Annotated in this window: 15 protein-coding genes; 12 read left to right on the top strand and 3 right to left on the bottom strand. The window is 74.4% G+C overall.

Annotated features, from left to right (window positions below):
- Nucleotides 1–145 precede the first annotated feature (145 nt).
- Both ACWEFJ_RS30110 and ACWEFJ_RS30105 read left to right on the top strand, forming a co-directional pair.
- Entirely contained in the window at nt 146–1,552 is a 1,407-nt protein-coding gene (locus ACWEFJ_RS30110; RefSeq protein WP_449715768.1) for a cytochrome P450, read from the top strand.
- The gene (locus ACWEFJ_RS30105) at nt 1,549–2,052 is read left to right on the top strand and encodes an SRPBCC family protein (protein ID WP_378093198.1); all 504 of its coding nucleotides are present in this window, start codon (nt 1,549–1,551) and stop codon (nt 2,050–2,052) included. The genes ACWEFJ_RS30110 and ACWEFJ_RS30105 overlap by 4 nt, the downstream gene beginning before the upstream one ends.
- Nucleotides 2,053–2,277: 225 nt before the next feature.
- Here ACWEFJ_RS30105 and ACWEFJ_RS30100 read toward each other — a convergent pair whose 3' ends face one another.
- Entirely contained in the window at nt 2,278–3,249 is a 972-nt protein-coding gene (locus ACWEFJ_RS30100; RefSeq protein WP_378093196.1) for an NAD(P)/FAD-dependent oxidoreductase, read from the bottom strand.
- 218 nt (nt 3,250–3,467) lie between these two features.
- Between ACWEFJ_RS30100 and ACWEFJ_RS30095 the strand changes: the two genes are divergently transcribed.
- Both ACWEFJ_RS30095 and ACWEFJ_RS30090 read left to right on the top strand, forming a co-directional pair.
- Nucleotides 3,468–3,956: an SRPBCC domain-containing protein gene (locus ACWEFJ_RS30095; RefSeq protein ID WP_378093194.1), complete on the top strand. Its 489-nt coding sequence runs from the start codon at nt 3,468–3,470 to the stop codon at nt 3,954–3,956.
- A gap of 39 nt (nt 3,957–3,995) precedes the next feature.
- The gene (locus tag ACWEFJ_RS30090; protein ID WP_449715767.1) at nt 3,996–5,738 is read left to right on the top strand and encodes an ABC transporter substrate-binding protein; all 1,743 of its coding nucleotides are present in this window, start codon (nt 3,996–3,998) and stop codon (nt 5,736–5,738) included.
- 3 nt (nt 5,739–5,741) lie between these two features.
- Here the strand turns inward: ACWEFJ_RS30090 and ACWEFJ_RS30085 are convergent, their stop codons facing one another.
- On the bottom strand, nt 5,742–6,284 hold the full coding sequence (locus ACWEFJ_RS30085) for an EF-hand domain-containing protein (protein WP_378093190.1): 543 nt from the start codon (nt 6,282–6,284) through the stop codon (nt 5,742–5,744).
- A gap of 374 nt (nt 6,285–6,658) precedes the next feature.
- Between ACWEFJ_RS30085 and ACWEFJ_RS30080 the strand changes: the two genes are divergently transcribed.
- From ACWEFJ_RS30080 to ACWEFJ_RS30065, 4 genes are read left to right on the top strand one after another with little or no spacing between them, the layout of a single operon-like run.
- Nucleotides 6,659–8,560 (top strand): FG-GAP repeat domain-containing protein, encoded by a 1,902-nt coding sequence (locus ACWEFJ_RS30080; protein WP_449715766.1) that lies wholly within the window; start codon nt 6,659–6,661, stop codon nt 8,558–8,560.
- Entirely contained in the window at nt 8,557–9,504 is a 948-nt protein-coding gene (locus ACWEFJ_RS30075) for an enediyne biosynthesis protein UnbU (RefSeq protein ID WP_449715765.1), read from the top strand. The genes ACWEFJ_RS30080 and ACWEFJ_RS30075 overlap by 4 nt, the downstream gene beginning before the upstream one ends.
- On the top strand, nt 9,501–15,176 hold the full coding sequence (locus tag ACWEFJ_RS30070; protein WP_449715764.1) for an SDR family NAD(P)-dependent oxidoreductase: 5,676 nt from the start codon (nt 9,501–9,503) through the stop codon (nt 15,174–15,176). The genes ACWEFJ_RS30075 and ACWEFJ_RS30070 overlap by 4 nt, the downstream gene beginning before the upstream one ends.
- Complete coding sequence (locus tag ACWEFJ_RS30065; protein ID WP_378090621.1) at nt 15,173–15,610, top strand: acyl-CoA thioesterase; 438 nt, start codon at nt 15,173–15,175, stop codon at nt 15,608–15,610. The genes ACWEFJ_RS30070 and ACWEFJ_RS30065 overlap by 4 nt, the downstream gene beginning before the upstream one ends.
- A gap of 174 nt (nt 15,611–15,784) precedes the next feature.
- Here ACWEFJ_RS30065 and ACWEFJ_RS30060 read toward each other — a convergent pair whose 3' ends face one another.
- Complete coding sequence (locus ACWEFJ_RS30060) at nt 15,785–15,940, bottom strand: hypothetical protein (RefSeq protein ID WP_378090623.1); 156 nt, start codon at nt 15,938–15,940, stop codon at nt 15,785–15,787.
- 252 nt (nt 15,941–16,192) lie between these two features.
- Here ACWEFJ_RS30060 and ACWEFJ_RS30055 point away from each other — a divergent pair, with 252 nt between their 5' ends.
- From ACWEFJ_RS30055 to ACWEFJ_RS30040, 4 genes are all read left to right on the top strand, one after another.
- On the top strand, nt 16,193–17,395 hold the full coding sequence (locus tag ACWEFJ_RS30055; protein WP_378090625.1) for a DUF6004 family protein: 1,203 nt from the start codon (nt 16,193–16,195) through the stop codon (nt 17,393–17,395).
- An 87-nt stretch (nt 17,396–17,482) separates the two neighbouring features.
- Complete coding sequence (locus ACWEFJ_RS30050; RefSeq protein ID WP_378090628.1) at nt 17,483–18,382, top strand: methyltransferase domain-containing protein; 900 nt, start codon at nt 17,483–17,485, stop codon at nt 18,380–18,382.
- Nucleotides 18,382–19,020, top strand: a complete 639-nt coding sequence (locus ACWEFJ_RS30045) for a YncE family protein (RefSeq protein WP_378090630.1) — start codon at nt 18,382–18,384, stop codon at nt 19,018–19,020. Before ACWEFJ_RS30050 ends, ACWEFJ_RS30045 begins: the two co-directional genes overlap by 1 nt.
- Before the next feature lie 14 nt (nt 19,021–19,034).
- The gene (locus ACWEFJ_RS30040; protein WP_449715763.1) at nt 19,035–20,342 is read left to right on the top strand and encodes an ABC1 kinase family protein; all 1,308 of its coding nucleotides are present in this window, start codon (nt 19,035–19,037) and stop codon (nt 20,340–20,342) included.
- Nucleotides 20,343–20,372: the final 30 nt, after the last annotated feature.

The following is a 20,372-nucleotide window of genomic DNA, read 5'->3' as shown; positions in this document are numbered from 1 at the left end:
GATCGGGGCTTGCGGCTCGCACGACCGCGTCCCTAGAGTGCTTGAAGAATGCATAGCGACCGAGTCGAGGTCCGCCGATGTCGTCGAGCAGCAGCAGGGTTCCCCCACCGGGCGCTCCTCTCGTCGCCGGCCGAGGACCGCGGCGATGACGGCCGCGCTCCGTCCACCCGGGACGGCTCCCGGCGCGCTGCCCCTCCTGGGCCACGCGCTGCGGATGAAGCGGAGCCCCGGTCCGTTCCTGGTGGAGCTGCAGTCCGGCGACCCGGTCACCGTGATCCGCCTGGGCCGCAAGCCGATGTACGTGGTCAACGACCCGGGGCTGATGTGCGACGTCATGCGCCGGCCCGACGTGTTCGCCCGGGGCGGCCCGATCACCGAGCGGTTCCGGCTGCTGTTCGGCAACGGCCTGGGCATCTCCGACGGTGAGTTCCACCGGCGGCAGCGCAGGCTCATCATGCCCGCGTTCCAGCACGGGCAGCTCGCCGACTACGCCGCCGTCATGAGCCGGCACGCCGAGGCCAAGGCGGCCTCGTGGCGGGACGGCCAACGGATCGCCGTGCACGAGGAGATGGACGAACTCGCGCTGGCCAACATCGTCCGCGTGCTGGTCGCCGACGACGTGGTCCTGGACCGGGTGCGGTTCATGGCCGCGGCCGCGGTCGTCCTCGGCGGGCTGTTCCGGCGGATCACCGACACCACCGGCCTGCTCACCAGGCTGCCGACCCGCGCCAACCGCCGTTACCGGGAGGCGGAGGCGTTCCTGCGGCGCACGGTCGAGGCCGTGATCGACGAGTACCTGGCCGCCGGCACGGACCGCGGCGACCTGCTGTCCACGATGGTCCTCGCCCGCGACGAGGACGGGCGGCGCGCGATGAGCGACGAGCAGGTGCGCGACGAGGTCATGACGTTCCTGATCGCGGGCAGCAACACCATCAGCAACACGCTGTCGTGGGCCTTCCACGAACTCGGCGCGCACCCGGACGCCGAACGCCGGCTGCACGACGAGGTCGACCACGTGCTGGCCGGCCGGACCGCGACCCACGAGGACGTGGTCCACCTCGACCACACCCGGCGCGTGGTCACCGAGACCCTGCGCCTCCGGACGCAGGGCCTGTTCCAGAGCCGCGTCACCACGGCCGACGCGGAACTGGGCGGCTACCGCGTCCCGGCCGGGACCGTGGTGCTCTACAGCGCCCACGCGCTCAACCACAACCCCGGGATCCACGCCGACCCCGGCCGGTTCGACCCCGACCGGTGGCTCGCCTACCGCGAGCACCCGTTGGCGCACGGCGCTTTCCTGCCGTTCGGCACCGGCGTCCACGGCTGCATCGGCGAGCGGCTGTCGTGGGTGGAACTGGTCATCTCCCTGGCCACCATCGCCGCCCGCTGGCGGCTGACCCCGGTGCCGGGGCACCGGGTGCGCCCCAAGCCCGCCATCACCATGCCGGTGAACGCGCTGCCGATGACGGCGCACCGCCGTGACGTTCGACCGGGGGCGCGGGTCGCCGGCGCGGCGGCCCAGACCTCGCAGGATCGGGAGGAGAGCCGATGAAGGGCCCGGAGTTCGTCCACACCGTCCGGTTCGACGCCACACCCGAGCAGGTGTGGCGGGGCCTCACCGAACCCGAGTTCACCCGCGCCTACTGGACCGGCATCGCCTTCGACTCGGACTGGCGGGTCGGCTCGCCGGTGCGCTGGCAGTACGAGCCGGACGGCGAGTTCGAGGACATCGGCCAGGTGGTGCTGGAATCCGCGCCGCACCGCAGGCTCGCCTACACGTGGCACCACTTCCAGCCGGTGCACGCCCGGCTGTTCGGCTGGTCGGACGCGGAACTCGCCCGGCACGCGCGGGAGCGGCGCTCGCGGGTCGCGTTCGACATCGACCCGGTCGGGGACGCCGGCGCGCGTCTCCGGATCGTGCACGACAACTTCGACCCGGGCAGCCTGATGCACCTGGCGATCAGCGGGCGGCTGGAGGGCAGCGGCGGGTGGCCCGGCCTGATGACCGGCCTCAAGTCCCTGCTGGAGACCCACCGGGCCACCACCTGCTGACCAACCCGGCCACCGGCCGCCACCCACCACGGGCACCGCGTCCCAGACCCGGACCGGTGTGACACCCGCCGTGGCGGCCACGCGCGCGCCGCCGACAACCAGGGGCTGCCCGCTGCCCGCAACCGACCGCTGCGGCTCCGTTGCCCGCCGTCCCGCTGCGGTTCTCCCGCATGCCGCGCCCCGCCGCCGGTCGGGAAGCGCACGACCCCGTGGCGCCGTCGCGGCTCACGAACCCCCGGCCCCACCACGACGGGCCTCGACGGCGCGCCGCGTGTCCTCCGCCAGCAGGTCCTCGATGATCGCGATCCCGGCCCGCGCACCCGCCGCCGCGGCGCCCAGGACCAGCGCGGCCGGGTCGGTCACGTTGCCCGCGACCCACACCGCCGGCACCGCGGTGCGCCCGGTGTCGTCCGCCTCGACGTAGTCCCCGATGCCGCCCGGGTACGGCGTCGGCTCGATCCCCAGCGGCGCCAGCAGGTCCGCCCGCGCGGCGAACCGCGGCCCCGACACCAGCGCCCGCACCGCGACCACCTCCCCGGAGCGCATCCGCACCCCGGTCAGCCGGTCGTCCTCGACCTCCACCCGCGCCACCTCGCCCGGCACGACGCGGACACCCCGCGCGGTCAGCTCCTCGACCTCGGCCGGCGTCGGCTCCGGCCCCGTGTGCACCAGCAGCCGCACGTCCGACGTCCACTGGCTGAACAACAACGCCTGGTGCACCGCCATGGGACCGGTGGACAGCACCGCGATCGGCTGGTCGCGCACCTCCCACCCGTGGCAGTAGGGGCAGTGCAGCACGTCCCGCCCCCAGCGCTCGGCGAGGCCGGGCAGGTCCGGCAGCTCGTCGGTCATGCCGCTCGCCACGAGCAGCCTGCGCCCGCGCGCCGCGCGCCCGTCGGCCAGCTCCACCAGGACGCCCCCGTCGACCGCCGAGGCCGACCGCGCCGTGCCGTCGACCAGCTCGACGCCGTAACCCAGGACCTCCTCCCGGGCCGCGCGCAGGAACGCCCCGGGCGACACCCCGTCCCGGGTCGGGAAGCCGTGCACGTGCGCGGCGGGCGCGTTGCGCGGCTGCCCGCCGTCCACCAGCAGGACGCGGTGGCGCGCGCGGGCCAGCACGAGCGCACCCGCGAGCCCGGCGGCCCCGCCCCCGACGATCACGACGTCGTACGCCTCGGCCCGCTCCGGAACGGTCACCGCGCCTCCCGGGTCACCAGAACTCATTCCCCTGATCGAATACCGGGTTCCGCGATGGCGGACAAGGTATCGACCCGGTGAATGTGCCCGGCAATTCCACGGGAAGGATGAGGGGGAACAACTCGATCGGGGTGAAACCGCGCGACGGCGACCGTTGTCGGTGATCGGGTGCGGTAGCGTGGCCGGCGCACGTGGTGAATCACCTCAGAGGAGAAGTCGTGGGCGGTTCCCAACTCGAGAAGCCCCCGGTCGTCGAGACGACGATGTTGATCCGCAGGCCGGTGGCCGAGGTCTTCCGGGCTTTCACCGATCCGGCGATCACCAGCCGGTTCTGGTTCACCGACAGCAGCGGACCCGTCGAACCCGGCGCGGAACTGCGGTGGACGTGGAAGATGTACGACGTCTCCGTCACGGCCAAGGTGAAGGAGTTCGAGCAGGACCGCCGATTCGTCATCGAGTGGCAGAACGGGCCGAAACCGACGACGTGGGAGATGCGGTTCACGCCCCGTTCCGAGGACGAGACCCGGGTCGACCTGACCGAGACCGGTTTCGGCGGCGCGGACGCGGACGCGGTCGTCGCCTGGGCGCTGGGCTCCATGGGCGGGTTCACCGAGGCGCTGGCCGCGGCGAAGGCGCTGCTGGAGCACGACGTCGTGCTGACCCTCGTGGCGGACCGGCACCCGGACGGCCTCCCCGGCGCGAGCTGAGCCGCGCCACAGGCACCGAGCAGAGGGGCGGTACCCGCCGTGTCGGAGACGCTGCAACGGCCCGCCGGCCCGGCGGGCGCGGCCACACCCCGCCGCGGCGGGACGCTGACGATGGTCGGCGCGGGCGACGTCGACCACCTCGACCCGTCGCTGGCCTACCACACCGTCACCCGGGGCATCCTGCGCGCGTACACCCGCCAGCTCGTCGGGTACGTCGCGAGCCGGGACCGGGAGGAGGCGGGCAGGCTCGTCGCGGACCTGGCCACCGAGGTGCCGACCGCGGCGAACGGGCGGGTCACCGGCGGCGGCACCCGCTACGCGTTCACCCTCCGCGACGGCGTGCGCTGGCACACCCCGACCGGTCCGCGCCCGGTCACGGCCCACGACGTGGTGCGCGGCATCAAGCGCCTGGCGCACCCGCTGGCCAACAGCCCCGGCCTGGCCTACTACCTCAACGCCATCGACGGGTTGGCGGAGTTCCGCGACGCGCTGGCCGCCGGCCCGCGCACGGTCGAGGCCGTCGCCGACCGCCTGGAGCACACCGACGTCAGGGGCGTCGTCGCGCTGGACGACACCGAGGTCCGCTTCACCACGCGCTACCCGATGTCGGACTTCCTCAACATGCTGGCGCTGCCCTTCGCGACCCCCGCGCCGCACGAGTACCTCGCCTGCGCGCCCGGCAGCCCCGAGCTGGACGTGCTGTCCCTCGGCCCCTACCGGATCACCGCCCACCGCCCCGGCGAGCGGATCGAGCTGCGCCGCAACCCGTCCTGGGACCCGGCGACCGACGACCTGCGGGCCGCGCACCTCGACGGCATCGTGGTCAGGCAGGGCGTGGACGAGCGCGAGGCGCACGACCTCGTCGCCCGCGGCGACGCCGACATGCTGTGGGACGTCCAGCCGCTCACCGAGGAGCTGCCCGCGCTGCTCGCCGCGGACGACCCGAGGCTGGAGGTGTACCCGGCCGGCCTGCTCAGCCCGTACGTGGTGGTGAACTTCGCCAGTAACGCCGAGGGCGGGGCCACCGGCAAGCGGGCCGTCCGCACCGCCCTGCAGTACGCGGTGGACAAGGCCGCGGTGTCGGAGGTGTGGGGCGGCCCGCGGCTCAACGACATCGCGGACCAGATCCTGCCGCCGCTGTGCCTGGCCCACCGGGAGCACCGCCCGTTCGCCACCGAGGGCGGCCGGGGCGACCCCGAGCGGGCCCGGCGGCTGCTCGCCGAGGCGGGCTACCCGGACGGCCTGACCCTGCGGCTGGTCTTCCGCGACCGCGACATCCACCCGGCCACCGCCGAGGCGGTGCGGGACGCCCTGGCCAGGGCGGGCATCCGCGTGGTGCTCGTGCCGGCGTCGATCAACGAGCTGTTCTCGGAGTTCTTCTCGTCGGCCGCGTCCGCGCGGACGGGCGACTGGGAGATCGCGCTCACCGGCTGGGAACCCGACTGGTACGGCAACAACGCCCGCACCTACCTGCAACCGCTGCTGGACAGCCGGGACGTGCCCGAACACGGCGACTGGGGCTCGAACTTCGGCCGCTACCGCAGCGAGCGCGTCAACGAACTCCTCACCGCGGCCCTCACCTCGGCCGACGAGGAGCGCGCCGGCGAGCTGTTCCGGGAGGTGGAGGCCGAGGCGCTGCGGGACGGCGCGATCGTGCCGGTGCTGTTCGCCCACCAGTACTGGTTCCACTCCACGAGGGTGCGCGGCTGGCTGCCGTACCCGGTGCTGAACGGCGACCTCACCAACCTCTGGCTGGCCGACGACGGGCCGGCGGCGAACTGAGCGCTACAACTCGCCCGCGATCGTGTTGCCGGGCTCGTCGTGGTCGTCGCTGAGGTAGAACGCCCGCGCCGCCCGGCTGTACTCGTCGGTGGTGACGTAGCCGTCCCGGTCGGTGTCCAGCAGGTCGAACGCCTGCCTGGTCTCCGCCTCGGACATGCCGCTCCGCAGCTGCGCGGCCATCATCTCCGCGACCGTGATCCGGCCGTCGGCATCCTTGTCCGCGGCGGCGAACACGGCCATGCTGAACGGGACCGCCGACGCCTCCACGTAGGCGGGGAACGCGGGGTCGTCGCCCCACGTGATCCAGTCCTCCACGGTGACCCGCTTGAGCCCCTCGGCGCCGATCCGGCCCGGGATGTCGCGGAACATCTTGCGGGCGTGGAAGTGGATCCGGCGCCAGTCCTCCGAGCGCGGGGCCAGGTCGTAGGTGTCGCACCAGATCTGCGCCAGCGCGGTGACGTCCAGCTCGTCGATCACGCCGTCCTCGTCGGCGTCCATCGAGCGGTAGACCTTCTCCAGCTTGCGCCGCCTCAGTTCGGTCGCCATCGTGCCGCCTCCCAAAGCCTTGGTGCACCGGGGTTCCGGCGCCCCGCTCCCGACTCCGAGTCCGGATGGTACGGCCGCGACGCGACCCGGTCCGCGACCGCGACACCATCGCGTGAAGTTGGGTTTACGATCTTGGGCCCGCGTCCACCGGTCTGGTACGCATGAGTCATCGTTCGGGTACGCCCGGAGATGACGAGTTGTGACCGCCGGAGGAACCGTGGAGCGTCCCGGCTCGATTTCCCGGTACCGGCGCGGTGTCCGCGCGCACGGCGTGACCGCCGCTCGGGCCGCCCACGCCGATCCCCGGCGATCCCCTCGGCCGCGGCGGCGAACCGCCCGAGAGACCTGACCCGACCAGACGTCCCGGAGAACCGATGGGTACCACGACGGCCGCCGCCGCCCGCAAGACGTTGTCCGTCCTCGCCGTGCTGGCCGTCTGCGTCGCCGCCGGGTTCATGGTGGCGCGGCCGGTCCTGGGCGAGGACGCGGCCGAGGCCGCCGCCTCCCGGTTCGGGTTCACCGCGCTGAAGCTCAACGGAGCGCCGCCCGGCGCGCGCACCGAACGCGCCGTCGCCCCGCAGTTGCACGACATCCGCGCCTGGATCTCCTCGGTCGGCGCCGCGGTCGCCCTGGCGGACGTGCGCGGCACCGGGCGCGCGGCCGACGCCTGCCTGGTGGACCCGCGCGACGACTCGGTGACGGTGCGCCCCGTCCCGTCCGGCGGCGGCACGGCGTACGCGCCGGTCGCGCTGCGGCCGGACGGCCTGCGCTACGACGCCACGATGGCGCCCATGGGCTGCGTCCCCGCGGACCTGGACGAGGACGGCGACGTGGACTTCGTGGTGCACTACTGGGGCCGGTCGCCGGTGCTGTTCCTCAACACCGGCGGTGTCGGCGTGCCCGCGCGGTTCCGGGCCGACGAGCTGATCGAGCCGATGGCCGTGTGGAACTCCGGCACGCTCAACGTCGGCGACCTCGACGGCGACGGGCACCTCGACCTCCTGGTCGGCAACTACTTCCCGGACGGCGCGCGGATCCTCGACCCGACCGCGTCCGACGAGACCCGCATCCAGATGCAGGACTCGATGTCGTTGGGCCGCAACGGGGGCACGAACCGCATCCTGCTGACGCGGCCGACGGGCGAGCCGGACCGGCGTCCGGCCATCGTGGACGCGAGCGTGGCGCTGGCCAGCGACGCGGCGAACTCGTGGACGCTCGCCACCGGCCTGCAGGACCTCACGGGCGACGGCCTGCCGGAGGTGTACCAGGCCAACGACTTCGGCCCGGACCAGCTGATGGTGAACCGCTCGGCGCCGGGCGCGGTGAAGCTCCAGGAGGTCACCGGCGACCGCGACCTGACCACCCCGAAGTCCGAGGTGCTCGGCCGCGACTCGTTCAAGGGCATGGGCGTCGCGTTCACCTACCCGGGCGGTGGCGGCCTGCCCATGGTGGTCGTCAGCAACATCACCGTCCCCTACGGCCTGCACGAGAGCAACTTCGCGTTCGTCCCCGACGGGAGCCCGGACGACCTGGCCGCCGGGAAGGTGCCCTACGTCGAGCGCAGCGAGGCGCTGGGCCTCGCCCGCGCCGGCTGGTGCTGGGACGTCAAGGCGGGCGACTTCGACAACGACGGCGTGGACGAGCTGGTGCAGGCCAACGGGTTCCTCAAGGGCACGACCAACCGCTGGCCCACGCTCCAGGAGCTGGCCATGGCCAACGACGAGCTGCTGCGCCACCCGGAGGTCTGGCCGCGCTTCGGGCCGGGCGACGACCTGTCGGGCCACGACCCGAACAGGTTCTGGGTCCGGGACGGCAGCGGCCGGTACTTCGACCTGGCCGAGCGCGTGGGGGCCGCGTTCGCGGACAACACCCGGGGGCTCGCCGTCGGCGACGTCAACGGCGACAACCGGCTCGACGTGCTGGTGGCCAACCAGTGGGAGGACTCCGTGCTGCTGCTCGGCGAGAGGCACAGCGGCCCCGCGGCCGACCTGCGCCTGGTGCGCCCCGGCGCGGTCGGCGGCGCGCCGGTCGACGCCATCGGCGCCCAGGTGGAGCTGCACCACCCCGACCGGCCGCAGAAGGCCCAGCTCTACCCGGCGAACGGGCACACCGGGGTGTCCGCCGCGCAGGTGCACCTGGCGTTGCCCGGCGGGGACGCCACGCGGGCGACCGTCACCTGGCGCGACGCCACCGGGCTGCACCGCGCCGAGATCCTGGTCACCCCGGGTCACCACACGGTCGAACTCGGCCACGACGGAACGGCGGTAGTGCGATGACGGCGACCCGCGTCGACAGCACCACGCTCGACGGGCGCGCGCTCGCCGCGCCGAAGGCGCCCGCGTCCGCCGCCGATCGGCGCCGGGTGCAGGCGCTGACCCGGTTCGCGGTGTCCATCACGGTGTTCAACATTGTCGGCCACGCGTTCCTCGGGTTCGAGCAGGCCCCGATCACCCCGGTCGTCGCCGCCCTCACCAGCTACGCGGCGGCGCTCGCGTTCGAGTCGCTGGACGCGTGGGCGTACCGCAGGCGGCCGGAGTTCGCCAAGGGCCGGCGGTCGTTCGTGGTGTTCCTGCTGCCGGCGCACATCACGGGCCTGGCGACCGGGATGCTGATGTGGGGCAACAGCTCCCTGTGGCCGTACATCTTCGCGATCGTCGTGGGCAACGGGTCCAAGTACGTGCTGCGGCTGCGCGTGCGCGGTCGGCTGCGGCACGTGCTCAACCCGTCGAACACCGGCATCTCCGTGGCGTTGCTGCTGTTCCCGTGGGTCGGCATCGCGCCGCCCTACCACTTCACCAGCTTCACCACGGGCGCGATCGACTGGCTGCTGCCGCTCGCCGTGCTCGGCGCGGGCACCATGATCAACGCCAAGCTGACCGGCCGCATGCCGCTGATCCTGGGGTGGCTCGGCGCGTTCGTGGCGCAGGCGGTGCTGCGCTGGCTGCTGCTCGACCACAACCTGATCGGGGCGCTGGGACCGATGACGGGCCTCGCGTTCATCCTGTTCACCAACTACATGATCACCGACCCGGCCACGACCCCGCCCGCGTGGCGCGATCAGGTCTTCTTCGGCGTCACCACGGGCGTCGTCTACGGCATCCTGGTGGTGTCGGGCGTCTCGTTCGGGTTGTTCTTCGCGCTGGTGATCACCTGCGCGCTGCGCGGTCTCATCCAGCTCGTCGTGAACGTCGCGCGTGGCCCGCAGGGAGCGATCCCGTGAGTGGCCCGCCGTCGATCGCGGTCGTCGGCCTCGCGTGCCGCTACCCCGACGCGGACGGCCCGGACCGGCTGTGGGAGACCGTGATCGGACGCCGGCGCGCGTTCCGGCTGGTGCCCGGCCAACGGCTCGGCGACGGGTACCGGGGCGCCGGGGCGGACCAGACCTCCGTGACCCACGCGGGTCTGCTGCGCGGCTGGGAGTTCGACCGGCACCGGTTCGAGGTGCCCGGACCGCTGTTCCGCGCCGTCGACCAGACGCACTGGTTGGCGCTCCAGACGTGCGCGGAGGCCCTGTCGGACGCGGGCTTCCCCGACGCGGACGGGCTCGACCGCGACCGGGCCGGCGTCATCCTGGGCAACTCGCTCACCGGCGAGTTCTCCCGCGCCGCCCAGCTGCGGTTGCGCTGGCCGTTCGTCCAGCGCGCGGCGGCCACCGCGCTGGCGGCCGCGGGCGTGCCCGACGACCGGCTGGCGCACGCCCTGGACCTGATGCGGGACCTGGTCCGCGACCCGTTCCCGGAACCGGGCGACGAGACGCTGGCCGGCGCGTTGTCCAACACGATCGCCGGCCGCGTGTGCAACCACTTCGACCTGCACGGCGCCGGCTACACGGTGGACGGGGCGTGCTCGTCCAGCCTGCTGGCGGTGATCACGGCCTGTCGCGCGCTGGCGTCCGGCGAGCTGGACTTCGCCCTCGCGGGCGGGGTGGACCTGAGCCTGGACCCGTTCGAGCTGGTGGGTTTCTCCCGGCTGGGCGCGCTGGCCGAAGGGCCGCGGATGCGGGTGTACGACGCGGACCCCACGGGGTTCCTGCCCGGCGAGGGCTGCGGCGTGGTGGCGCTGATGCGCGCCGACGACGCCCGCCGCGCCGGGCTGCGCGAGTACGCCGTGGTGTCGGGCTGGGGCACGTCGAGCGACGGGTCGGGCGGCCTGACCCGGCCGGAGGTGTCGGGCGTGGCGCGGGCGCTGGACCGGGCGCACGCGATGGCGGGCGTCGACCCGGCGGCGGTCGACCTGGTGGAGGGGCACGGCACCGGCACCGCCGTGGGCGACCGGGTCGAGCTGACCGCGTTGCACCGCGTGCGGGCGGGCGCGGGCCGGCGTGCCGCGCTGGGCTCGGTCAAGGCCAACATCGGCCACACCAAGGCCGCGGCGGGCGTCGCCGGGCTGATCAAGGCCGCGCTGGCCGTGCACCACCGGGTCGTGCCGCCGACCACGGGCTGCGAGGAGCCGCACCCCCTGCTGACCGCCGCGGACGGCACGCTGCGGGTGCCGGCCGAGCCGGAGCCGTGGCCGGGCCGGACGGCCGTCGCGGGCGTGTCCTCGATGGGGTTCGGCGGGATCAACGCGCACGTCGTGCTGTCCGGCGGGGACCGCGCGGCCGCCGGCGTCCCGGAACCGCTGCTGCGGTGGAGCGAGCCGCTGCCGCGGCACGAGATCGTGCTCCTGACCGCCGCCGACCGGGACGGGTTGGCGGCCCGGCTGGCGGTGCTGGCGGACAAGGCGAGCGCGCTGAGCGCGGCCGAGCTGCACGACCTCGCCGCGACCCGGTACCGGGCGGCGTCACCGGACGACGCGCTGCGCTGCGCGCTCGTGGCCGACTCGCCGGAAGGGCTGGCCCGTGCCGCGACCCGAGCCCTGGCCCGCGTGGCGGACTGGACGTCGGACCTCGTGGTGGACCGCGGCGCGGGGGTCGTGCTCGCCCGCCGGGCCGCGCACCGGGTCGGCCTGCTGTTCCCGGGCCAGGCCGCGCCCGTGCGCGCCCGGCTCGACGCGTGGACCCGGGACCTCGCCGTGCCCGCCCTGCCCGACGGGGTGCGGCTGACCGACGGCGCGACGGCGACCGAGGTCGCGCAGCCCGCGATCGTGCGGCAGTCGCTGGCGGCGCTGGCGCTGCTCGACGCGCTGGGGTGCGAGCCGGTGGCCGCGGTCGGTCACAGCCTCGGCGAGCTGACCGCGCTCGTGTGGGCGGGCGCGCTGTCGGCCGAGGAGGGGTTGCGGCTGGCCGCCGTCCGGGGTCGGGTGATGGCCGAGCACGGGCGCGCCGGCACCGCCCTGGCGAGCCTCGGGCTGCCGGTGGCGGCCCTGCCGGGGCTGGTCGACGGCGTGCCGGTGGCCGTGGCCGGGTTCAACGCGCCGGACCAGGTGACCGTCGGCGGCGCGGCGGCGGACGTGCGGCTCGTGGTGGACCGCGCGACGCGGGCCAAGGCGCGGGCGACGGTGCTCGCGGTGTCGCACGCGTTCCACACCGAGGCGATGCGCCCGGCGGCGGCCCCGTTCGCCGGGGAACTGCGCCGGGTGCGGCTGCGACCCCCGCGCCGGACCGTGTTCTCCACCGTCACCGGGCGTCGGCTGGCGGCGGACGCCGACCTGCGCGAGCTGCTGGTCGACCAGGTCACCGCGCCGGTCCGGTTCGCCGACGCCGTCGCCGCCCTGTCCGGGGAGTGCGACCTGCTGGTGGAGGTCGGGCCGGGCACCACGCTGACCTCGCTGGTGACCGGGGTGCCCGCGGTCTCGCTCGACGCGGGCGGTCCCGGGCGTGAGCACGCGATCGCGCTCGCCGCGCTGGCCGCCGTGTCCGCGTGCGACCTCGGCCGGTGGTTCGGCGACCGCGCGCACCGGCACGTCGACCTGGACACGCCGATCACGCTGCTGGCGAACCCGACCGAGGTCGGGCACGTCGCGGTCGCGCCGGCGCCCGAGCCGGAGCCGGCCGTGGGCGAGGACCCGTTGCGGGTGTTGCGCGGGCACCTCAGCCGCACCCTGGAACTGCCGCTCGCGGGCCTGCGCCCGGACCGGCGGCTGTTGGGCGACCTGCACCTGAACTCGTTGCAGGTGGTGCAGCTCGTCGCCGAGGTGGCGGAGCTGACGGGCCGGCGGGTGCCCGCCCTGCCGCCGTCGTTCGAGACGATGACCGTGGGCGAGACGGCGGAGCTGGTCGCGGGCCAGCCGCCGGTCGACGCGGCCACGGCCGTGGCCGAGGGCGTGGGTCCGTGGGTGCGGTCGTTCGAGCACCGGTGGGAGCCGTGGACCGGGTCCGCGCCGGCCGGCGGGGTGCGCTGGACCGTGCCCGCCACCGCGCCGCGCCGGCTCCACGACGCCGCGCGGGGGTCCGACGCGGACGGCCCGTCGCGGCGCGGGCTGGCCGTGTGGCTGGCCGACGACGCGGGCGTCGCCGAGGTCGCGGACCTGCTGCGCACGGTCGCCGAGCAGCGGCCGGACGTCCTCGCCGTCGTGCACCGCGGCCACCCGGCGGCCGCGGCGGTCGCGCGCAGCGCCGGGATCGAGCTGGCCTCGTGCACCGCGACCTCGCTGGAGCTGCCCCCGGTCGCGGCGGAGCACGGGTCGGCCGCCGCGCCGGCCCTCGCGGGCGCGACCCGGCAGCGGGTCGCCGGCTCGGGGCCGGTCGGCGGCGCGCCGTGGCCGGACGCCGTGGGGTTCGGCTCGGTCGGGCCGTGGCCTGCACCGGCCGGCGGCGCGGACGCGCGCCCGTCCCGTGCGGACCTCGACCTGGCCGCGCTCGGTGGCGATCTCCGGCTGACCCCGGCGGGTGGCGTGGAACGCCTGACGACGGCCGTGCGCCCACCGGGGCGGGACGGGGAGGTGCCGATCGGCGCCGGCGACGTCTGCCTGGTCTCCGGCGGTGTCGACGGGATCACGGCGCGCTGCGCGGAGGCGCTGGCCCTGCGGACGGGGTGCGCGCTGGTCTTCCTCGGCCGGTCGGCGGGGGAAGCGCCGCGCGTCCGGGCCGGGCTGGCCGCGCTCGACCGGCGGGTCGCCGCCCACTACGTCCGTTGCGACGTCACCGATCCCGACCAGGTGGGCGACGCGGTCGCGGCGGCCGGCGCGCACGGACCGGTGCGCGCCCTGCTGCACGGGGCGGGCGTCAACGAGCCGCGTCCCCTCGGCGCGGTCACCGGGGTCACGCTCGCCGCGACGGTAGCCCCGAAGGTGGCCGGGCTGCGGAACCTGCTCGACGCGGCGGGGGAGCGGCTCGCGCTGGTGGTCGGCTTCGGCTCCATCATCGGCCGCCGCGGTCTGCCCGGCCAGGCCGAGTACTGCGTCGCCAACGACTGGCTGCGCGTCGACCTGGAGCGGTGGGCCGCCCGGCACCCGTCGTGCCGCACCAGGGTGCTGGAGTGGTCGGTGTGGTCCGAGGTCGGCATGGGCGAGCGCATGGGTGTGCTCGGCTCGCTGCGCGACCAGGGCATCGCACCCGTCGACCCGGCCGCCGGGGTGGCGGCCCTGCTCGCCGCGCTGGCCGACGGGAGCGGACCGGTGACCCGGCTGGTGACCGGGCGGTTCCCGGACGGCCCGACGCTGACCGTGACCGGGCCGTCCTCGACCCCGCTCCGCTTCTCCACCGACGTCGTGGTCCGCGTGCCGGGGGTGGAAGCCGTCCTCGCGCCGGTCGTGTCCACCGGCAGCGACCCCTACCTGGACGACCACCGCATCGACGGCGTCCCGGTGCTGCCCGCGGTCGCCGGCCTGGAGGCGATGGCCCAGGCCGCCGCCTCCGTGCTCGGCGACCGGGACGGCTGGGAGTTCACCGACGTCGACCTGTCCGCGCCGGTGGTGGTGGACCACCGCGAACCGCGGGCCCTGCGCGTCGCGGCCCTGGCGCGCGACGAACCCGACCCGGCCGTGGACGTGGTGCTGCGCGACGGCTCCGACGGCTTCACCACCGACCGCTTCCGCGCCACCGCCCGCCCCGCCCCACCCCCGCCGCCCGCCGCTGCGCCCGTCGCCTCCGGCACCGCCGCGCCGCCGGCCACGCTGCCCGCCGCCGCGCCTCCGGACATCCTGTCGCCCGCCTCCGCCGCCGCGCCGCTCTCCGCCGCGCCGCCGCCCGCCATTCCCCGGCAGTCCGCCGCCGCGCGGTCCTCCGCCGTGGCGACAGTCGCGCCGGCGACCACCGTCGTCCCTCCACCCGGGACGGTCGCGCCGCACCCGTTCTACGGCCCGTTGCTGTTCCACTCCGGACGGATGCGGTGCCTGGTGGGGTACGAGCACCTGTCGGCGTTCCGCGTCCGGGCCCGGGTGCGGGCGAGCGGGGAGCGGTGGTTCTCCGACTACCTCGCGTCCCGGTTGCTGCTGGGCGACCTGGGCGCGCACGACGCCGGCATCCACGTGCTGCTGGCCTGCCTGCCGCACCGCCGGGCGCTGCCCGTCGCGGCGGAGCGCGTCACGGTGTGGCGTCAGCCCGCCGGCCTGGTCCGCGTGGACGCCGAGGAGCGGTCGCACGACGGCGACGACTACGTCTACGACGTGCGCCTGTCCGATCAGGACGGTGTGCCGATCGCCCGCTGGGACGGGTTGCGGCTGCGCGCGTACGGCCCCCGCCCGTGGCCGGAACCACCGCCCGCGCCGCTCCTCGGCCCGCTGTTGAGCAGGCGGCTGGCCGAACTGGGCCTCGCCGACCGGCTGGAGCTGGTGACCACCGAGGACGCCGTGGTCGCCCACGCGGCCACGCCCGTCGGCGTCGCCCGGGCGGACGACGGCCGGACGGCCGTGGCACGGGCGCTGCTCGACCTCGGGCTGCCCGGCGACGCGGACGTGGTGGTCGAGGACAGGACCGAGGACGGCCTGCTGGTGTGCGGGACCGCGGCGGCACGGGTCGTCGCCTTCACCGGCCCGCGCTCCGTCGCCGTCGCCCTGCCCCGGGAGGCGTGAACGCGGTGCGCGAGTTCCACTGGCGGCACGTGGTGACGTTCGACGAGACCAACCTCGTCGGCAACGTCTACTTCGCCCAGTTCCTGCACTGGCAGGGGCACTGCCGGGAGATGTTCCTGGCCCGGCACGCGCCCGGTGTGCTGAAGGAGCTGAGCAGCGGCGGCCTGGTGCTCGCCACCCGGTCGTGCTCGATGGAGTTCTTCGGGGAGTGCTTCGCCTTCGACGAGATCGTCATCGCGATGACCCTGCGGGAGCGCTGGGACAGCGCGCTGCGGATGGGGTTCGACTTCCGGCGGGACGACCGGCTCGTGGCGCGCGGCGAGCAGACGGTCGCCGCGCTGCGCCGCGTCGGGTCGGGGGTCGAGCCGGTTGCGGTGCCGGAGGAGCTGGTGGCCGCGCTCGCACCGTACGAGGTGACGCGCCGCGCGACGTGACGGACCGCGGCGGCGGTTTCGCCGGGGAATTGCCCTGTTCCCGCCGGGCGACGTGACGAGCCGCGCCGACCGCTTCCCCGGAAGGGCTTTGCCGTGTCCCGCGCCGGGCGACGTGGCCGACCTCGGCGGCGGTTCCCGGGGAGCGGGTTGCCGCGCGTCGGGCGACGGCCGACCTCAGCGGCCGGTCGTCCCGTCCGGACCGGGGTTGGCCTCCCGGCCGGGCACGGGCGCGTCCTCGACCGCCTCGGGTTCCGGCCGGCCCTCGGCGAGCGACCGGGTGACCGCCGCCAGGGCGGCCAGGTACGAACTCTCGTCGTGCACCGCTGCCATGTTCCCCTCCACCCGCACCGCTTGATCACTATGCGGAACTCAACCGTCCTTGACGGTACCGCAGGCGACCGGAACCGGACTCACGCTGCGTGAATCCGTCATGCGAACGGATGAGCCCTACCCACCGGTGTTGTGAAGTCGCAGGTGGACGTCACCGGTACCCTGGACGGTCGCTAACAAAACCTATAGCGTCCGTAGCTTGTGGACAGTCTCGCCCACGCATCGAGCGAGACAGACTCTGGAGGTAACGCAGTGAGCAACCCCCGGGAGACCTACGAGTCGCTGAACCTCGAACCCAAACCCATCCGGCCGCACATCCTCGCGGCGGCGACCGTGGTGTTCGGCGACGACTACTACGCGGGTCGGCGCGAGACCATCAACCTGTCGGGCTTCGTCCAACTGAACAAGTGGCCCATGCCGGGATTCGAGCACCGGGTGGACGAGAAGGGGTACGCCGAGTTCGAGACGGAGCTGATCAGCGCGCCCGAGGTCGGCATCAAGGGCTTCAGCTACGAGCTGGACGACCGCATCCAGGTGCTGTCCAACCCGTTCCTGCCCAACACGGGCCACGTGCGCCAGATCGTGCCCGGCAAGAACTTCCCGGCGGAGTTCTACATCCGCCGCTTCGGCATCCTGGAGACGAGCACGCTGCGCCTCGCGCACCGCAACGTCATCGACATCTACGGCGTGGTCGACCACGTGCCGCCGTTCAAGAAGCCGCTCACCGGCCCGTACCTGGGCAAGCCGCGCGGCGACGGCCCGTTCGAGGTCGTGCAGGCGCCGAACGTCGCGCGCGGCACGACGCTGCCCGAGGCGTGGTACCCGGCCGACGACGAGAACCAGCCGGTCGGCATCACCCCGACGGTGTTCTTCGCGCCGAGCGCGGGCCCGTGCATGTCGATGCTGGTCGACCCGTCGATGATCATGCAGGTGTCGCTGGAGGGCCGGGTCGACGTCGAGGTGAACGGCAAGACCGTGCACATCGACCTGGCGGGCGACCACCGCAAGGCCGCCGGCACGGAGATCCTGCTGTTCGGCCCGGAGAAGCACTCGGAGGGCACCGGCGTCCTGGCGCAGATGGCGCGGCTGGCCGTCACCGGCCACTGCCCGGAGCTGGGCGGTCGGGTCATGCTGCGGGCGAGTTGGCCGCGGGTGTCCGGCGGCACGCTGGGCGAGGGCTCCGAGGAGAGCCTGAGCCGCGTCAAGTTCCCCGGCGCGTTGCACCTCGACGCGGAATTCGAGCTGATGACCCCGGCGGCCACGCTCTATGCGGCGAACTCCGTCCACGTCAGCGGTAACCTCACGGACATGGGCGCGACCGGCACCGAGCTGTCGATGAGCGGCGTGGACGCCCCGCTGGTCACCACGGACGACGAGGTGAAGGCCCGTCTGACGGGTGTGCGGCTGGTCATGCGCGACGCGTTCGTCGGCGAGCACGCGGCGGTCAACGTCTGAGCGAGCAGTGACGGTTGTTCCCGGACATACTCGTCGTTCCTCCCGGACGTCCGTTCCGGGGGGAACGACTCTGGCAGGAAGGCGCCCATGGACCAACGGCTCCTAGTGATGCACCAGGTGATGCTCGCGGACCGTCCCCGGCTGAGCGCCTACGACCGGGCCCTGGCGTCGGTGATCGCGGAAGGCGACGTGGTCGCCGACGTCGGGGCGGGCACCCTGGTGCTGTCGATGCTGGCGCTGCGGCACGGCGCCGGCCACGTCTACGCCATCGAGGCCGACCCGGCGATGGCCGCGGTGGCGGAACGCCTCATCGCGGACAACGACCTGCACGACCGGGTGACGCTCGTCCAGGGCGACGCGCGGGTCGTCCGGCTGCCGCGCCGCGCCGACGTGATCGTCTCCGAGATGATGGGCAACCTCGGCCCCGAGGAGCAGATGGTCGAGATCCTGGACGCGGTGGCCCGGCGCAACCTGCGCCCCGGCGGCGCGGTCGTGCCGCGTCGGCTCACGACCGAGCTGGCGGCCATCGAGTTCGACGGCGAGGGCTGGGGCACCTGGGGCGACGTGGTGCCCGGGTACCGCTTCCACGCCGTGCAGGAGTTCGTCGAACCGCACCCGCAGCTGCACTTCTTCCAGCGGGAGCCACGCCTGCTCAGCCCGCCCGCCCGGCTCTCCGACGACCTGATCGGGCCGGGCACGCCCGGCGGGCCGCGCCGCGAGCTGCGCCTCCCGGTGCACCGGGAGGGCTGCCTGCAGGCCGTGATGGGGTACTTCACCGCCGAGCTGGCCGAGGACGAGGTGCTGTCGAACTTCCCGTCCTACCCCGGCTGCAACTGGGCCGTCTGGGTGTGGCCGTTGCGGCACACCGAGGTGCGCGCGGGCGACGAGGTGCACGTGACCGTGATGCCGCCGCGCGGGCGCGGGCGGGCGCGGGACGCCACCGCGTGGAGCCTGGACTGCCGCATCGTCCGGGCGGGGAGCCGGTGATGCCGTTCGCGGCGGGCACCGTCCGCGACATCCCGGTGCACGGCCTCAAGCTGTGCGGGCTCACGTGGACCGGCGAGTTCCTGATGTTCTCCGAGGCCGTGTCCAACCAGATCATGGCGCTGGACCCGTACAGCGGCCAGGTCGAGCACCGCATCCCGTGCCCCGAGGTGCGCACCGACCTGACGACCGTGGGCGGGAACCTGGTGCAGGTCGTGGGCGAACGCCGGGCGCTGCGCGTGATGGACCCCCGATCGGGTGACGAGCTGCGCGAGTTCCCCAACCCGCGGCCGGGCAACGTGCTGTGCGGGCTGGAGGCCACCCGGCAGGGCATCTGGCTGGGGTACGAGGACCTGCGGCGCATCGACCTGCGCGGCTACGAGGACTTCGAGCTGCTGGACAGCTTCGCGGTGTCGGGCCGGCCCGCCGGCGTCACGGTGTCGGACAACTACCTCGCCTACGCCGACTACGCCGCGTCCACCATCACCATGGTGGACATCGACGAACGGCGCGAGGCGGCCTCGTTCTCGGTCGCGGGCAACCCCACCGGCATCACCTGGGACGGCACCCGGATCTGGTACTGCGACTACACGACCTTGCAGCTCCGGGCCATCGAGGTGCCGGGCGTCGACAAGACCTGAGCAGGAGGCCGGGCATGGCCGTGCGCGTCGCCCGTTCGGATGACCCACCCGGTGCGGTGGCGGTCGTGCTGCGGCTGGGCCGGATCCTCCTCGTCACCACCGCGGTGCTCGGGCCCGCGGCCCTGGCGTGGGCGGCCACGGCGCTGGTGCGCGGCCGGCCCGCGGCGTGGCGGCTCGCGTGGCCGAGGCTGGTGACGCTGCTGACGTGGCTGGGCCCCGCGTTCGTCAAGGCCGGGCAGGTCCTCGGCACCCGGCGCGACCTGCTGCCCCCGGCCCTGTGCGACGCGCTGGCCACGTTGCAGGACTCGGTCGCGCCCCTGTCGGCGGCGCGGGCGGCGGAGGCGCTGGCCGAGGTCTACGGCGACGAGGTGGACACCCTGTTCGCCGAGGTGGACTACGCGGCGATCGCGAGCGGCAGCGTGGCGTGCGTGCACCGCGCGCGGCTGACCTCCGGCCGCGAGGTGGCGCTGAAGCTGCGCCGGCCCGGTGTCGACCGGGCGATGCGGCTGGACCTGCGCCTGGTGCGGCGGGGCGCGGCCCTGGTGGCGGGGCTGCCGCCGTGCCGGGGCGTGCCGGTGGTCGAGGTGGTCGACGCCCTGTGCGCCGCGGTGCTCGGGCAGCTGGACTTCGAACGCGAGGCGGCGAACCTGGTCCGGCTGCGCGCCGACCTCGCCGTCGTGCCGAGGGTGTGGGTGCCCCAGGTGGTGCCCGAGGCGTGCCGGCCGCAGTGCATCGTCATGGAGTTCATCCGGGACCTGGACCTCGACGCGGCGTCCCGCTGCTCGTCGGCCGCGCGCCGGAAGTTCGCCGCCTCCGCGCTGACCGCGATGTACGAGATGCTGTTCGTCAACGGCTTCGTGCACTGCGACCTGCACCCCGGCAACCTCTACTTCACCGAGTCCGCGCAGGTGGTGGTGCTCGACGCGGGGTTCAGCGTCCAGTTGACCGAACGGCTGCGACTGCTGTTCGCGGACTTCTTCCTCAACATGGCCATCGGCGACGGCGACAAGTGCGCCGCGATCGTCGTGGAGAGTTCCGCCGAGGTGCGGCCGGACGCGGACCTGGCCGGGTTCCTGGACCGGATGGCCGACCTCGTGCGGCGCAGCCACAAACTGCCCGCGCGGGAATTCAGCCTCATCGCGTTCGCCACCGAGATGTTCGACCTGCAACGCCGGCACGGCATCCACGCCGCCCCGGAGCTGATCTTCCCGCTGCTGTCGTTGCTGGTCATCGAGGGGACGATCCGCGACCTCGACCCGGAGGCGGACTTCCAGGAACTGGCCCGGCCGGTGCTGGTGAAAGGCCGGTTCGGCGCTCGCTGACCGCGACACTTCCACCGGTTCGCTGCAGTT

The organism is Actinosynnema sp. NPDC004786 (assembly GCF_053601135.1).
The sequence above is the reverse complement of the archived record's forward strand: the minus strand, read 5'-3'. Positions and strand labels throughout refer to the sequence as shown.

Coding starts and splice junctions, on each gene's coding strand:
- ACWEFJ_RS30045 (WP_378090630.1), top strand. CDS start 18,382: ATGCCGTTCGCGGCGGGCACCGTCCGCGACATCCCGGTGCACGGCCTC.
- ACWEFJ_RS30050 (WP_378090628.1), top strand. CDS start 17,483: ATGGACCAACGGCTCCTAGTGATGCACCAGGTGATGCTCGCGGACCGT.
- ACWEFJ_RS30075 (WP_449715765.1), top strand. CDS start 8,557: ATGACGGCGACCCGCGTCGACAGCACCACGCTCGACGGGCGCGCGCTC.
- ACWEFJ_RS30110 (WP_449715768.1), top strand. CDS start 146: ATGACGGCCGCGCTCCGTCCACCCGGGACGGCTCCCGGCGCGCTGCCC.
- ACWEFJ_RS30060 (WP_378090623.1), bottom strand. CDS start 15,940: ATGGCAGCGGTGCACGACGAGAGTTCGTACCTGGCCGCCCTGGCGGCG.
- ACWEFJ_RS30080 (WP_449715766.1), top strand. CDS start 6,659: ATGGGTACCACGACGGCCGCCGCCGCCCGCAAGACGTTGTCCGTCCTC.
- ACWEFJ_RS30085 (WP_378093190.1), bottom strand. CDS start 6,284: ATGGCGACCGAACTGAGGCGGCGCAAGCTGGAGAAGGTCTACCGCTCG.
- ACWEFJ_RS30105 (WP_378093198.1), top strand. CDS start 1,549: ATGAAGGGCCCGGAGTTCGTCCACACCGTCCGGTTCGACGCCACACCC.
- ACWEFJ_RS30040 (WP_449715763.1), top strand. CDS start 19,035: ATGGCCGTGCGCGTCGCCCGTTCGGATGACCCACCCGGTGCGGTGGCG.